The 15,359-nt window shown below is 51.1% G+C and carries 13 protein-coding genes; all 13 read left to right on the forward strand.

Annotation, left to right across the window (positions count from 1 at the left end; all coding sequences use genetic code 11):
* The first annotated feature begins 298 nt into the window (after positions 1 to 298).
* The 13 genes from murA to M2277_RS18675 all read left to right on the forward strand — a co-directional run bounded on the left by murA (position 299) and on the right by M2277_RS18675 (position 15,337).
* Positions 299 to 1,645 carry a UDP-N-acetylglucosamine 1-carboxyvinyltransferase gene (gene murA / locus M2277_RS18615; RefSeq protein ID WP_006213088.1) on the forward strand — a complete coding sequence of 449 codons (1,347 nt, stop codon included), beginning with the start codon at positions 299 to 301 and terminating at the stop codon, positions 1,643 to 1,645.
* An 896-nt stretch (positions 1,646 to 2,541) separates the two neighbouring features.
* Positions 2,542 to 3,537, forward strand: coding sequence for a stage II sporulation protein D (gene spoIID / locus M2277_RS18620; protein ID WP_481857777.1), 996 nt, complete (start codon positions 2,542 to 2,544; stop codon positions 3,535 to 3,537).
* Between the two features lie 60 nt (positions 3,538 to 3,597).
* On the forward strand, positions 3,598 to 4,332 hold the full coding sequence (locus tag M2277_RS18625) for a M23 family metallopeptidase (RefSeq protein ID WP_040681076.1): 735 nt from the start codon (positions 3,598 to 3,600) through the stop codon (positions 4,330 to 4,332).
* 262 nt (positions 4,333 to 4,594) lie between these two features.
* Complete coding sequence (gene spoIIID, locus M2277_RS18630; RefSeq protein ID WP_009594246.1) at positions 4,595 to 4,879, forward strand: sporulation transcriptional regulator SpoIIID; 285 nt, start codon at positions 4,595 to 4,597, stop codon at positions 4,877 to 4,879.
* Positions 4,880 to 5,074: 195 nt separating this feature from the next.
* Positions 5,075 to 6,073 (forward strand): rod shape-determining protein, encoded by a 999-nt coding sequence (gene mreB / locus M2277_RS18635; protein WP_063479709.1) that lies wholly within the window; start codon positions 5,075 to 5,077, stop codon positions 6,071 to 6,073.
* A 288-nt stretch (positions 6,074 to 6,361) separates the two neighbouring features.
* Positions 6,362 to 7,243, forward strand: a complete 882-nt coding sequence (locus M2277_RS18640) for a flagellar hook-basal body protein (protein WP_036639966.1) — start codon at positions 6,362 to 6,364, stop codon at positions 7,241 to 7,243.
* 69 nt (positions 7,244 to 7,312) lie between these two features.
* A complete protein-coding gene (locus M2277_RS18645; RefSeq protein ID WP_006213080.1) occupies positions 7,313 to 8,137 on the forward strand; it encodes a flagellar hook-basal body protein in 825 nt (274 codons plus the stop codon).
* A gap of 9 nt (positions 8,138 to 8,146) precedes the next feature.
* On the forward strand, positions 8,147 to 8,347 hold the full coding sequence (locus tag M2277_RS18650; RefSeq protein WP_036639963.1) for a DNA-directed RNA polymerase subunit beta: 201 nt from the start codon (positions 8,147 to 8,149) through the stop codon (positions 8,345 to 8,347).
* Between the two features lie 433 nt (positions 8,348 to 8,780).
* Positions 8,781 to 9,212, forward strand: coding sequence for a 3-hydroxyacyl-ACP dehydratase FabZ (fabZ, locus tag M2277_RS18655; protein WP_006213078.1), 432 nt, complete (start codon positions 8,781 to 8,783; stop codon positions 9,210 to 9,212).
* Positions 9,213 to 9,257: 45 nt separating this feature from the next.
* Positions 9,258 to 10,976 carry a phospho-sugar mutase gene (locus tag M2277_RS18660; RefSeq protein ID WP_006213077.1) on the forward strand — a complete coding sequence of 573 codons (1,719 nt, stop codon included), beginning with the start codon at positions 9,258 to 9,260 and terminating at the stop codon, positions 10,974 to 10,976.
* Between the two features lie 118 nt (positions 10,977 to 11,094).
* On the forward strand, positions 11,095 to 13,113 hold the full coding sequence (locus tag M2277_RS18665; RefSeq protein WP_280755324.1) for a DUF5693 family protein: 2,019 nt from the start codon (positions 11,095 to 11,097) through the stop codon (positions 13,111 to 13,113).
* On the forward strand, positions 13,089 to 14,573 hold the full coding sequence (locus M2277_RS18670) for a polysaccharide pyruvyl transferase family protein (RefSeq protein WP_280755325.1): 1,485 nt from the start codon (positions 13,089 to 13,091) through the stop codon (positions 14,571 to 14,573). Before M2277_RS18665 ends, M2277_RS18670 begins: the two co-directional genes overlap by 25 nt.
* Before the next feature lie 5 nt (positions 14,574 to 14,578).
* A complete protein-coding gene (locus M2277_RS18675) occupies positions 14,579 to 15,337 on the forward strand; it encodes a WecB/TagA/CpsF family glycosyltransferase (RefSeq protein ID WP_036639955.1) in 759 nt (252 codons plus the stop codon).
* Positions 15,338 to 15,359 lie beyond the last annotated feature (22 nt).

The raw sequence follows: 15,359 nt of genomic DNA on the forward strand, positions 1-15,359 counted from the left end.
TCGGGCGGACGGTGACTTCCGGACTATAATGTTCACCCGGTAATTGTTATGCATTGACAAGAGCTGGTCGGTCATGGTACCTTTCGTAGGTCCATACTGCGGATAACAGATGTTTCACATAAGGTGGCATTATGGATGTCCGGTTCCTGGTGTAGACACCATATCAGATGTCATAAATAGTTCAAAAATCGCTTGTTTGGCGGAAATCACTAATGTTAAGATGAAAGTTAGGGAATTAGCAACAACTAAAACGAACACAAGCATATCAGGAAAATTATGGACGCGGAGGGAAACCATGATGAGCAAATTTATCGTCCGCGGTGGCAAAAGACTGACCGGAAGCGTCAAAGTCAGCGGAGCAAAAAATTCAGTTCTTCCGATCATCGCTGCCTCTCTACTAGGGGAAGTTGGGGAAAGTGTTATCATTGACGCACCTCCTCTTGACGATGTAATTACAATCAGTAAAGTATTGGAGTCGCTTGGTGCGGGCATTACATATCAAGATGAAGTGATACGTGTGAATGCAGAGCACATAACGACATGTGAAGCGCCTTATGAATGGGTGCGGAAGATGCGAGCGTCTTTTCTGGTCATGGGACCTTTATTGGCACGTTGTGGACGAACCCGGATTTCACTTCCAGGGGGATGTGCTATCGGCACGAGACCTATTGATCAACACCTAAAAGGATTTGAAGCTCTCGGGGCGGAGATTAGCCTCGGACAAGGATATATTGAAGCGAAGAGCAACGGCAGATTGCGTGGAGCGAAGGTCTACTTGGACGTCGCAAGCGTTGGTGCTACCGAAAATATTATGATGGCTGCTACATTGGCTGAAGGGGTTACGGTAATCGAAAATGCGGCAAAAGAGCCGGAAATTGTCGATTTAGCGAATTACCTGAATGCCATGGGTGCCAAAGTTCGCGGTGCGGGCACAGGTGTAATCCGCATTGAGGGCGTGGAGAAGATGCATGGCGTCGAGCATAACGTGATTCCAGACCGGATTGAAGCAGGTACCTTTATGGCGGCTGCAGCGATCACAGGCGGGGATGTTTATGTAGAAGGTGCCATTGCCGATCATCTCGGACCTGTCATTTCCAAGATGGAAGAGATGGGGATTACCATTGAACCGGATGAGAATGGGATTCGCGTTATCGCTGACAAACCTTTGAAGTCGGTTGATGTTAAAACATTGCCATACCCTGGATTCCCAACTGACATGCAATCGCAGATGATGGCGCTTTTGCTGGTGTCGGAAGGTACAAGTGTGGTTACAGAAACGGTATTCGAGAACCGCTTCATGCATGTGGATGAATTCCAGCTGATGAATGCGGAGATTAAAGTCGAAGGACGTTCTGCCATCGTAACTGGTGGCGCCGAGCTTAAGGGAGCCAAGGTAACTGCAACCGATCTGCGTGCAGGAGCTGCTTTAATATTGGCAGGGCTTGTATCTGAGGGTACGACTGAAGTTGGTGGTGTGCAGCATATTGATCGCGGTTATGTTCATTTAGCGGAAAAGCTGTCTGGACTGGGTGCGGATATCTGGCGCATTTCGACGGAAGATCAGAGTACGGAGAAGGTTTCGAAGAAAGTGGCAAGCGAAACCGAAGACGCGAAACTGTTTAAAGTCCAACCCACTTGGGTATAATACGTACGATTGTTATCCATCTTTACAGGATGGACAGGATAGAATGAATAAGAAGTGGCTTCGCTGTTAATTGCGAAGCCACTTCTTTTGGTATGGGCACACGGTTGACGTGAATTCTCTTATATAAAGATTACAGAACACCATGAGAGGGCAGAATCTATTTGCTAACTGGCTTGCAGCCTTCGATGTCTTTTCCTCCTTTCTCTTAGAAGGGTTCTATCAAATGCCGGTATCTCATAAGTATAAGTAGAGCATGACGGAAATGAGAGTAATCCGGCACATACCAGGGGAGAAGGCACAGGAGGGAAAAACAAATGAAAGATTCTAAGGTTCGGGTGAAGGTGGGCATTGCAGGGAAAGAACGAGCAATGGATCCGAAGACCACCCCGGAGGAAGGGGCAACTGGGCAACCCTATCAAGTTCCAGCGGAAGGGTCGGCGGCTCCCGTGTTGAAATGGGAATTTCCCGGAGAACTTGAGAAGACATCCAAATTCGACAAAGCACATAACCATGATTCGATATCGGACAAAAAAGAATCGGAGCCCGGGCCGCGCGGGCACCGCGGCCCGGCGAGAGGGCCGGACGCCTTCGGCCAGTCCGGCCATGGCCCGCGGGCGGCGCATACGCCGCCGCCCGACCGCCCCGCTGGCGCCCCTGCGCATGGCGCCGCGCCAGCCCCCGGCGGGCCAGCGGCCATGCCGCAGGGCCCGCACCCCGCGCCCGAGCCGCAGCGCTATGCGCAGGCGGCTGCAGGCCGCGCACCGCGCGGAGGTCGCACGTTCCGTGTGCGGCCCGCGCGCTGGGGACGCCGCGGCTTTGCCGCGCGGCGTCCGGCCGCCGGGGGGCGGCGGGTGCGGGTGCACCCCGCCATCTGGGCGGTGGCCGTGCTGCTGGCCTTGGCACTGGCGCTGCCGCTGCTGGTTGTTGCCCCGGGCAACAACGCACCGGAGCCGCTGCCGCCGGGGCCCGCCCCGCTGCCTTCCGCCGAGCCGGGGGCGGCGGAAGAGCCCACGGTGTCCGTCTATTTAACCAAGACGGACACCGTGGAGGAACTGCCGCTGGAACAATACCTCGTCGGCGTTCTGGCCGCCGAGATGCCGGCCGAGTTCCAGCTGGAGGCACTCAAGGCCCAGGCCATTGCGGCACGGACCTATATCGTGCAGCGGCTGGCGTCCGGCGACCGCAGCGGCGTGCCGGACGGCAAGGCCATGGTGACCGACACGGTCAGTCACCAGGCATATATCGCTCATGACGAGCTGACCGAGGAATGGCGGCGGCTGGGGAAGGAAGCCGAGCTGGGGAAGCTCCAGCAGGCGGTAAAGGAAACGGCGGGATTGGTAATGACATACAAGGGTAAGCCGATCACGGCTTCTTTTTTCTCTACCAGCAACGGCTATACCGAAAATTCAGAGGATTATTGGAAGAATGAAATTCCTTATCTGCGCAGTGTGGAAAGTCCATGGGATAAACAAATCTCGCCCAAGTATAAAACGACGGTCACGATGCCGCGCTCGGAATTCGTAGGGAAGCTCGGTCTGGCGGACGGTGCGGTACCGGTATCGGCGGGCGGGGACGGGAACGCCTCTTCTTTTTTGAAAGTACTCTCCTATACGCAGGGGCATCGGATTGAGAGTGTGCGGGTGGGAGGCAAGACATTTACCGGTCGCGAGGTAAGAGAGAAGCTGGGCCTCCGATCAAGTCAGTTCAGCCTGGTGATGAAAAATGGCGAGATAGAGATTACCACCTATGGCAACGGCCATGGCGTTGGCATGAGCCAGTATGGAGCAGAGGGCATGGCCCGCGAGGGATATGAGGCGAAAGAGATTCTGAAGCACTACTATACGAATATTTCTTTTGACAAAACTTCAAATCTTCTCTCTTCAAAAAAATAATAGTGAGATTACGTATAAAAGAGTTGACCCCGGTAACAATGGTTACTGAGGTGATTGCAAATGAATGAACAAAACAAAAATAGTAAACCCCACGAAGAAGCTCCTAAAACTGTGCAAGGAGATTCGACGGTACCGTCATCTTCGTGGAAGAAAGCTTTATCCAAACGGTGGGTGTTCCCGGCAGCATACTTAGCAGCAGCGGCAATTATACTAACCCTCGTGTGGGTCTACCAGGACGCCAGCCAAAAAACGCTGAAGCCACAAGGGGAAGCCAATGTTTCGGAGTCTGTACAGAGTTCGGAGAAACCTGCAACAGAAGGTAAAGACGGAGAAGCAGTAGAAGTAACCGCCAATGCACAATCGATGATCTGGCCGGTAGCCGACGACGTAGCTGTGAGCATTGTCAAACCTTATTTTGACGAAACGAACCCGGAAACGCATCAGGAGGCGATGGTTCAATATAATGACACCTTCACGCCGAACCTGGGAATCGACCTGGCCACTGCAGATGACACGATGTTTGAAGTCAGAGCCGCGCTTACAGGAAAAGTGACTCGCGTTGAGAATCATCCGCTTAACGGAAACGTAGTGGAGATTACCTCCGGTGATACGAAGACGGTTTACCAAAGCTTGAACGAAGTGAAAGTTAAGGAAGGCGCTGAAGTGAAGCAGGGCGATTCCATCGCAACTGCCGGACGCAGTGAGTTTGAGAAGGATCTCGGCAACCACGTGCACTTCGAAGTGTATGAGGGCGGGAAACTGGTCAACCCTGTGAGTGTGCTTCCGCAAAAATAATTTCATTTCTTCGTACAATGCGCCCACCGCGCACTTGAAGAGGGCAGGATCTTGAGATCCTGTCTTTTTTTTGTTTAGGGTTTCGAAGGCAAGTCCAACCCTTGCCGCGCCTTGTATTATGGACGTTTCATACTTGTCCATGACCAGCATGTCCAGAAAATAAATGAGTCCAAGTAAGCTTGTCAGCCCGTGAAACCGCGAATATCCCGTCATGCCCCTCATATAATGTACCAAACTATCCACACAGTAGGGAGGCGGGAGCGTGCACGATTACATCAAGGAGCGGACCATTAAGATCGGACGCTGTATCGTGGAAACGAGGCATACGGTTCGAACCATAGCCAAAGAATTTGGCGTGTCGAAAAGCACGGTGCATAAGGACTTAACCGAACGTCTGCCGGAGATCAACCCGGACCTGGCGGATCAGGTGAAGCACATTCTCGAATATCACAAATCCATCCGCCATCTGAGAGGCGGGGAAGCTACCAAGATCAAGTACAAAAAAACCGGCAGCAATCGTGAACCGGTGGCCACGGCCAAATCCTGATATTTAGGGCTTAGGTCACTAGATTGGCGTTGAATCCCTCCCCTAAAGTATGATATGTTAAAAGCTGGTATAGGATCGAAATATGGGACCTGTTTTGCCGAAGATCATCATGAATTGCTGGATTTTGTCGATTGATGCATTGGCGCAGCGAACAGTGACCCTTACCATAAAATAACACTTTGGGGGCTTTTCATGATGTTGAGCAAGGATATTGGAATCGATCTCGGAACGGCGAACGTGCTCATTCACGTTAAGGGGAAGGGGGTAGTGTTAGACGAACCTTCCGTTGTCACTATTGAGACCGACACCAAGCGAGTCCTTGCCGTCGGTGAGGAAGCACGGCGCATGGTCGGGCGCACTCCCGGCAACATTACGGCGATCCGCCCGCTGAGGGACGGGGTCATCGCCGACTTCGAAATTACAGAAGCGATGCTGAAGTACTTTATTGATCGCGTGGGCGCGCGCAGTTGGCACAGCCGGCCCCGAATCCTCATCTGTGCTCCCACCAACATTACTTCGGTGGAGCAGAAGGCGATCCGGGAAGCGGCTGAGCGCAGCGGCGCAAGAGATGTGTTCCTGGAAGAAGAACCGAAGGCAGCGGCAATTGGCGCAGGGATGGATATTTTCCAGCCAAGCGGTAACATGGTTGTGGACATCGGGGGCGGCACCACGGATGTGGCCGTCCTGTCCATGGGCGATGTAGTCACCGCTTCTTCGATTAAGATGGCAGGGGACAAGTTCGACGAAGCGATTACGAAGTACGTGAAGCATAAATATAAATTGCTGATCGGTGAACGGACGGCAGAGGATCTGAAGGTGGCGATCGGCACGGTTCGTCCTGGGGGTAGACAAGCTGAGATGGATATTCGCGGACGCGATATGGTATCCGGTCTGCCGTTTACCGTAACGGTTTCTTCGGCCGAAGTACAAGAAGCCTTGTGGGACCCGGTTTCATCGATTGTACTCGCGGCGAAATCCGTGTTGGAACGGACACCGCCAGAGCTGTCGGCGGACATCATCGATCGCGGCGTTATTTTAACGGGCGGCGGTGCACTTCTTCATGGATTGGACGAGTTGTTGACGGACGAGCTTCGGGTTCCGGTACTCGTTGCAGAGGATCCGATGCACTGTGTGGTAAAAGGAACGGGAATTATGCTCGATAATTTGGACAAGGTCGTTAAGAAAAAGTTCTAACCTTCCGATATAGATGATAGGAACAACATGAGCATGGAATGAATCGGTATAATCACCACGATGAGATTAGCGATCTGCTTCGAAATACGCCCACGTTGACAACAGCGGAGAGGGCGGAATTGTAATGGAAAAGCGAAGCGGTCGCCTTTGTTTTTGGATTTCAACCCTATCCAACATAGTTACAAGAAATCCAAAAACAACAGCGATTGGAAGTACAATCCGTCATCGTAGCGATCGTTATATCGACTAAGGTTGTTATGATTCGTTAATGGAAGGGAAGTGCCTTCATTGTTAAGAGGTCTATATACAGCAGCTTCGGGGATGATGACCCAGGAGCAGCGACATAATACGGTGACGCAGAACATCGCCAACGTCAACACAGCAGGCTACAAGGCAACAAACAGCGTGCAGCGTTCGTTTCCTGAAGTGCTTGTCTCCATGATTGGGGGCAACGATTCGTCGAACGCAGGCCGGAAGCTGGGTAAGTTTAATACCGGCGTGTATGCGGAGGAGAGCATCTCGCTTTATACCGAAGGCGCGCTTCGGGAAACCGGCAAGAACACAGACTTCGCGCTGGTATCCTCCTTTACCGTTCAGAATCCGGCAACGGGTCAGGATTATCCGTTCGATGCTTCCGGCAGATATGTCGATGAGAACGGCGAGGTTATCTATAGACCGGAAGGTTTTTTCACGGTTCAGGACGAGAATGGGGATACCCGGTATACCCGTAACGGGAGCTTTCGGGTGAGCCCGGAAGGTAACCTGCTCAGCGAGAGTGGCTATCAGGTTCTGGATAACAATAACAGACCGATTATATTGACAGGCTCGGCGTCTGACTTTACAGTGAATGAGCAAGGAGAAATCATGGACGCCGCTGGCAACGGGACAGGCATCATCCTGGGAGTCAGCATTGTAAGCCAGCCTCATGGGCTGATTCGCGAAGGGAATGGCGTGTTCCGCATGTCCGATCCGGACGGGGAAGTGCGGTTCATGACACCGGCCGATAACGGAGTGGTTCGTCAGGGATTTATTGAAGGGTCCAACGTGGATCCGACGCAATCGATGGTGGAATTGACCGCTGCGCTGCGCGCGTATGAAACGAATCAGAAAATCGTTCAATATTATGACAGGACGCTGGAGAAGGCGGTCAATGAGATTGGCCGAGTATAAGCAGTGTCTACAGGTTGGCAGGCAGCAGCGTGCTGCCGTATGAATATGTGAGCCCACGGGAGGTAAGTGATGAACAACTCGATGATTAGCGCTATGGTGTCGATGAATGCTCTCCAGCAGAGACTGGATGTCATTGCGGACAATATGGCAAACGTCAACACGGCTGGTTACAAAAAAAAGGAAGCCTCCTTTGATGATGTGCTGACTCAGGTTCAGGGTCATCATAAGGATTTTGACCGGACGGGCCGTTCGACACCGCTAGGCTATACTCTCGGGTATGGCATGAGACTATCTTCCGTTGTGCAGAACATGGAGCAGGGAGCTATGAAGGAAACGGGGAATCCCTTCGATCTGATGATTGATGGACAAGCCATGTTTGCGGTTCAGGGAGATGGCGCAATTGGATACACCCGCGAAGGCGGATTTCATGTAACCCCGGATGCCCGTAACCCTAACAACTTGCTGCTGGCCAATTCGCAGGGCTACCCTGTGCTCGACGTGAACAATAATCCCATTTCGTTCCCGTCCAAAGGGAAAGTTGCCGTGAATGAGAAAGGTCAGATTATATTGGAGACCTTCGCAGGCGTCCGCTCGATTGTGGCTACCTTGAAGGTGGTTGAGCTCGAGCGTCCGGAAGGCTTGGTTGCTGTGGGCGATAACTTGTTTGTCGTTGGGGAAGGCTTGACGGAAGGAGATGTGTTTGATTTAACACCTCCTGCTCCGGGCGAGCCTCCGAAATCTTCGGTGCTTTCCGGTTTTGTTGAGCAATCCAATGTCAATCTGACCGATGAAATGACCAAGATGATGGAAGTTCAGCGAGCCTACCAGCTCATGGCACGTGCGCTAAGTTCCAGCGATACCATGATGAACCTTGCCAACACAATGCGAGGGTAGGTGGGCATCATGAGTGAATCAAAAGCCAAGAAGCGCTCCAAAACTTCCGGATGGAAACTAGCCGTCCGCATCATGATTCCTGTATTGCTTATATTGGCATTATTCGGAGGAATGGTCTTCGGTTATGTTGTGCTTGGGCATCAGGAGTTCAGTGAAGTGTTTGAATGGAGCACGTGGAAGCATGTTTTTGATTTGATATTTGCGCCATGACGGAATGTCAGGGCGAGTTAACAATTGAATTGTACCGCGATGCCGAACTCCCTCTAGGGGAGTTTTCTTTTTTTGGGGTTAAACGGTATAATGGGATGGGACTTGCGTATTAACTTTGTCATTTCATGACGATGGACGGATGTATATCAAAAGGGCCCTCTCCTTGAACACGAATGTCCGAAAGGAGAAAGCCCCTTATCTGAAACCTTCACTTCTGCAGTGGTGAAGGATATCCATCATTTTTACCGCAGATCCTTCTTTTTATGCATATGATTTGAAATTCATGTAGCTAACCTCAAAGATGAAGCATGATAGAACATCAACAACACTGCCCGCAGCTATACGTATATGGCATAACGGAAGCATATGGAACAGACTGCCCTTTTCAAACACTATGCTTGGCGGGTACGTACATAAGGAGGATTTTAATACTATGTTGAACATCAAACAGATTCAAGAGATTATTCCGCATCGTCCCCCATTTTTGCTGGTCGATAAGATCGTGGAGATTGAGGATGGCAAACGTGCGGTCGGCATCAAGAACGTCACGATCAACGAGCCTTTTTTTGTCGGACATTTCCCTGAATATGCGGTTATGCCAGGCGTGCTGATTGTAGAGGCTTTGGCGCAAGTGGGCGCTGTAGCGATTCTCAACGTGGAGAGCAATCGGGGCAAGCTTGGCTTTTTGGCGGGTATTGACGGGTTCCGCTTTCGCGGACAAGTGGTGCCGGGCGATACGCTGCGACTGGAAGTCGAGATTACCCGTCTGAAGGGCATGATCGGTAAGGGGAAAGCGACCGCAACGGTTGATGGGCGTGTAGTTGCCGGGGGAGAGATTATGTTTGCTCTCGCGGATAAGGAGTAATCTTCAGACTATTCTTGTTTGGATGAGGAAGGGAGACTTTTTTTCATGTCAGAGATGAGTCAGAGAACAATCGATACGGTACAGCGTTGGTTGAATGATCCTTATGTTGATGAGGAGACCAAGCAGGAGCTTCGTTCACTTGAGCACGATGCGAAGGAGCTGGAGGAACGGTTTTATCGTGATCTGGAATTTGGAACGGGCGGTTTGCGCGGTGTCATCGGCGCAGGCAGCAACCGGATTAATAAATATACGGTAGGTCGGGCTACACAAGGCTTTGCACGCTATATTCTGGAGGCGCACGGGGCTGCAGATGGGAAGCCGTCTGTTGTTATCGCCCATGATTCCCGCCATTTTTCGCCTGAGTTTGCATTGGAGGCGGCTTTGGTACTGGCCGGCAACGGAATTGTAGCGAAGCTGTATCCTTCCTTGCGCTCTACACCGCAATTATCCTTCAGTGTGCGCCATCTGGGTGCTACCGGAGGAATTGTCATTACGGCCAGCCATAATCCGCCGGAGTATAACGGTTATAAGGTATACAACCGCGAGGGCGGTCAGTTGGTACCAAGCGAAGCTGAGAACGTGATTGCCCGAATTCAGGAAGTGGATTCTTTTTCCGCCGTGAAGAGGCTGTCACAGGCTGATGCCGAGGCTCAGGGTCTGCTGGTATGGCTTGGCGAAGCGGAGGATCAGGCTTTTGCCGATACGGTGACAAATGTCAGTGTGAACCGGGAGCTTATCGCGTCCAAGCTTGGCGAGGATTTCAAGATTGTTTTTACCCCACTGCATGGAACGGGGCAAGCCCCCGTCGAACGCGTGCTTCGAAACATCGGCTTCAAGCATATCTATGTCGTTCCGGAGCAAGCTAAGCCGGATGCCAATTTCTCCACCGTAAAGTCACCGAACCCGGAAGAGCGGGAGGCGTTCACACTCGCAATGAAGCTTGGCGAGGAAGTGGGGGCTGACATTCTGATCGGGACAGACCCGGATGCAGATCGCATGGGGGCTGTTGTGAAGAACAGCCAGGGCGAATACGTTGTGCTGACTGGTAATCAATCCGGTGCCATTATGATTCATTATTTGCTGGGTCAATTGAAGGAAGCAGGGAAGCTGCCAAGCAATGGAGCTGTTATCAAGACCATTGTTACCAGTGAGATGGGAGCGGCAATTGCCGAGCATTATGGTGCAGCCGTGCTGAATACATTGACGGGCTTTAAATACATTGGGGAGAAAATGACCCAATTCGAAGAGTCCGGGAGTCATACGTATTTGTTTGGTTATGAGGAGAGCTACGGATATCTGGCAGGCAATTATGCACGCGATAAGGATGCTGTACTCGCTTCGATGCTGATATGCGAAGCTGCGGCATACTACAAAGGTCAAGGCAAAACCTTATACGATGTGCTGCAGGAGCTGTATGAGCAGTTCGGTTATTTCCTCGAATCACTGGAGTCCCGTACGCTGAAAGGCAAAGACGGCGTTGCGCAGATTCAAGCGAAGATGTCCGATTGGCGCAATCATGCACCGGAGGAAGTCGGGGGCGTACTGGTCAAGCAAGTGCTTGATTATGCGGAGGGCCTGGACGGGCTGCCGAAGGAAAACGTGTTAAAATATTTGCTTGAGGACGGTTCTTGGTTCTGCTTGAGACCTTCAGGCACCGAGCCCAAGATCAAAGTGTATTTTGCCGTGCGAGGTGAATCCCTCGCCGATGCCAAGGCCAAAATTCAATCGCTCTCGGATCATGTCATGGCCCGGGTAGACGCTTAACCATAGATACATTTTAATGAGAGAAGAGAACGAAGGGGATTTACGATGGTTGCTGCAAGGCCTAAGGGCTGTTGCCCTCCATCGTAAATTCCTATAGGTTCGATGAGGAGGTACTTTCGTGGTTCAGAAATGGAAACGCTGGAACACGGCAGCCCGCAAGTGGCTGTGGATTCTGGTTGTTCTTGGCGTTGCAGCGGCCCTGCCTGTAGGTTATGACCGACTGCAAACAGAGTCGACATCAAACAACGTTGAGTTGGTGTTCGATTATCGGGATTTGTTGGATGTCGCGGCGTATCAGTCTAAGCCGCAGGATTTTGTCTCCGAGCAGCTGGATCGCCTGAAAGACGCCGGCGTGATCAGTATGGCACTGTATGAAAGCACGCTGGACGAGCTGGCAAAATCGCGGCGGATTTCGGTTTATGACGGGCAGCAGGTTGCTGATCTGACAGGCACGACGATTTCTCCGAACGAGAATTTTACGTATGTTGCTTTTCTGAACGAGGAGAGCGCAGCTTTAATTAAACCGATTATTGAGGAAACCTTTACGAGACTCGATATTCCGGTAAGACCATGGCAGTTCGACCGTGCAGTGGATGGCCTAGTTCTGGAAACCCCACGCTCCAATGCGGTCATTAAGCCGTTGTCTCCAGATCCGATTACCATTGGCATGCTTCGGGACAAGGGCTTTAACATTGTGCCGCGTCTGTCTGACAGTCTTCCATATGATGAGGCCTATATGGAGAACCTGATGGCTTATTTCGCGGAAAACGGTGTGAAACGGATTCTGTTTGAAGGCGAATCTGCCAAAGGTTTCAATGATAATGCGGAAGAGAAGAGCCTGGATTCCTTTGCACAGCTATTGAACCAATATGATATCGGCCTGGTGGCCATTGAGAACATTAAACGTCCGCAAAAAGGGTTCACGAAACTGGCTTATTTAACGGATTACAATGTAACCCGTATTTATTCCCTTAGTGAGCGGGATGCTAATCTCGAACCGGAGGTTATTGGGGACCGCTTTGCTTTAGCGTCCAAAGACCGTAACATCCGGATGTTTTATTTGAATGCCGAGCCGAGCCGGGATATGACCAAAGCATCCGTCACCCATCCGCTCGATAATCTGATTGACAGTTTGACCGGATCGGGTCAAGCCATCAAACAGATGGAGGACAATGGGTTCACGATGGGTCCTGCAGAGCCGTTCCAAGTGACCGACTCGTCCTTGCAGCGATACTTTAAGCTTGGAGCTGTTGTCGGAGCCGTGGCTTTGATCTCACTGATGGTGTCCCACTTCATTCCGTTCCTTACCATCGCAGCCTTCCTGATCGGCCTGGTGGGCAGTGCAGGATTGTATGTTCTTAATGCATCATTGCTAGAGCAGGCGCTTGCTTTATTTGCCGCCATCAGTGCTCCGACGGTAGCTGTCATTCTAGCTATTCGAAAAGTCAATGAAACGCAGCAAACCATACCGGACATGACTCCTGGCAGAAGAGTGACACATTCCATCGTATTGCTGGTGAAGACCTCTATTCTGTCGCTTGCAGCCGTACCGATCGTTGTAGCTCTATTAAACAATGTAACGTATATGCTTGTTCTGGAGCAGTTCCGTGGTGTCAATTTGCTTGCCGCGGCACCGATTGCGCTCATTGCCGTTTACGTGATTCTGTACCGCGGCGGATCTACGTACCACTCGATCTTGAAGCTGCTAAAGTCTCCGATTACGCTGACTTGGGTCATTGCAGCCGGCATTGTGGCGATCGTCGGTTGGTATTATCTCACCCGTACAGGTAATTCAGGCTCCGTTTCATCCATCGAGATGGCATTCCGATCTTTCTTGGAGAATATATTCGGCGTACGCCCTCGTAACAAGGAGTTCTTGCTGGCCCATCCAATGATGGTGCTTGGCGTATTCCTGTCATTTAAGTATCGCCATGCTGTCTATCTGCTCATTATCGGTGTGATGGGGCAGCTGTCGATGGTCGGAACATTCACGCATATTCACACGCCACTCTATATTTCAGCTATTCGGGTCCTGCTGGGTCTTGGACTTGGTCTGATTATCGGATTGATCGCAATATTGGTATGGCAAGTGGCAGAAAGGATCTGGAAACGATGGTCTCCACTTCTAAGACGATAGTCATTTCCGGATATTACGGATTTAAAAATAGCGGTGATGAAGCGGTGCTGAAATCGATTCTGACCGCTTTGGAACATGAAGGACAGGCAGCGGGAGTTGAGATCAACCCCGTTGTACTCTCCATCGACCCAGAATGGACATCCGCTGCCTACGGCGTAAAGTCCGTACATCGGATGAAACTTGGAGAGGTTCGTCAAGCGATCAAGGCCAGTGACGGCTTGATCAGCGGTGGAGGAAGTCTGCTGCAGGATGCAACCAGTCCAAAGACGATTCCTTATTATCTGGGCGTTCTTAAGATTGCTCAATGGCTCGGCAAACCTACATTTATTTATGCTCAGGGCGTAGGCCCGGTGAATCGTAAACTCTTTTATCCCATGATCCGCTCCGTTTTCCGCAAATGCACTTACATCTCCGTGCGTGACATCGAGTCGGGCGAGCTGCTTCAGTCCATGGGAATATCAGCTGAAGCGATTCACGTCGTACCGGATCCGGTTATGGGCTTGCCGCTGCCAGAAGGCGAAAATGCTTGCATCGACAATAATGCAGTACATCACAGGTCGTTGCGTGAGATGGATGCAGGTAAGCAAGAGCTGCATCCAGATGAGGCTTTTGCTGAAGATCATCATGATAAGACAGAACTTGAAGTCCATGTTGACACTAATGATGGGATCAGACAGGGCATTGTTTCCTCAACTGAAGAGACTGCGAATACACCATTGTCGTCGGAAAAAGCCGACGTTGCTTCTGTTTCTTCTATTGAAGTTCACAAGGATTCTGGTGAAGGGGTATCAACGCAAGAAATACACCAGAGTACCGGTGAAGGAGTACGATCGCAACAAGTGCACGAGTACTCCGGTGAAGAAATGCCATCACAGTTATCATCAACAAGTCATGAAACGGGAGATGCTCTGCCGATCATCGGCATTTCGGTTAGATACTGGAATCCGGAGCGAAAAGAACTGAAGGCTATTGGGGAAGGTTTAAAGGCATTAGCCGAACAGCGCCCCGTACACCTTCGTTTTCTTCCTTTTCATCAGCCGGATGACCTAGAGGCTTCGCAGTTTATTGTGAGCCAGATTGGTGATATCTCCCGGAATGGCTCTATGATCAGTTTCTACCATGATGAGAAGCAGCCGCAGGACATGCTGCGTGAGGTCAGTCATTGTGATTTGATATTGGGCATGCGACTGCACAGCCTGATCTATGCAGCGAATCAGAGTGTGCCGCTGCTCGGCATTTCCTACGATCCGAAGATTAATCACTTTTTGAAGCGGCTTGGCAGCGAGCCTGTCGGAACCAGTGAGTCGCTTGATGGAGATGTGTTGAAGGACCAGATGCTGCAGTTGTTGGACGGTGCACTGGCATGGAGAGCGGAGCACGGTGAGCAGATTGCTGTTTTGAAACAGGAGGCGGCTAAACCTGCGCGTCACATTGCCCAATATTTACGCCATAGAGGATGATAAACATGAAACAGACCTATCCATTTCCTACCGTATCGGTGTTCGAAGTACCTTTTTCTAAACTGAATATGAAGGATACGGTAAAATACTTGACCGAGGCTGTGCAATCGAGGCAGCCCCACCATGTCATTACGGCAAATCCGATTATGGTGATGACGGCCGTAAATAATCCGGATTACAAACAGATGATGCGCACCGCGGAAATGATCGTTCCGGACGGAACGGGTATCGTCTGGGCTGCTGGTGTGGGTGGCGAGCCGATTGAGGAACGCGTAACCGGCTTCGAACTTTTACATGAATTATTGAAGGTCGGGGAAACCTATAGATGGAAGTTCTATCTGCTGGGTACAACCGCCGAAGTGATTCAGGAAGCTGCCGAGCGGTTACAAATGCAATATCCGGCTGCGATTATATGCGGCCACCGGGACGGTTTTTTTGGACCTGATGAGGATTCTGCCGTGATCGAGGAGATCCGTGCAGCTTCTCCGGATGTTTTGTTTGTGGCTCGCGGTGCGGACAACCAGGAACCTTGGATTGCCCAGCATAAACAAGCGCTTCATGTCCCTGTGATTATGGGAGTCGGGGGATCCTTTGATATTATCTCCGGTAAACTGAAACGGGCACCAAAAGTGTTCCAAAAGCTGCGTCTCGAATGGTTTTATCGCCTTCTGAAGGAGCCTACCCGCTATAAAAGAATGCTTGCGCTGCCGAAATTCGTAGTGAAAGTGCTGCGCGAGAAAGAAAATGTAACGAAAACGGGCTAAATGGCTCATTTCTGTGGGGAAA

This window comes from Paenibacillus sp. LBL, assembly GCF_029893715.1.
In the GTDB taxonomy this organism is placed as follows: Bacteria; Bacillota; Bacilli; order Paenibacillales; family Paenibacillaceae; genus Paenibacillus_AQ; species Paenibacillus_AQ glucanolyticus.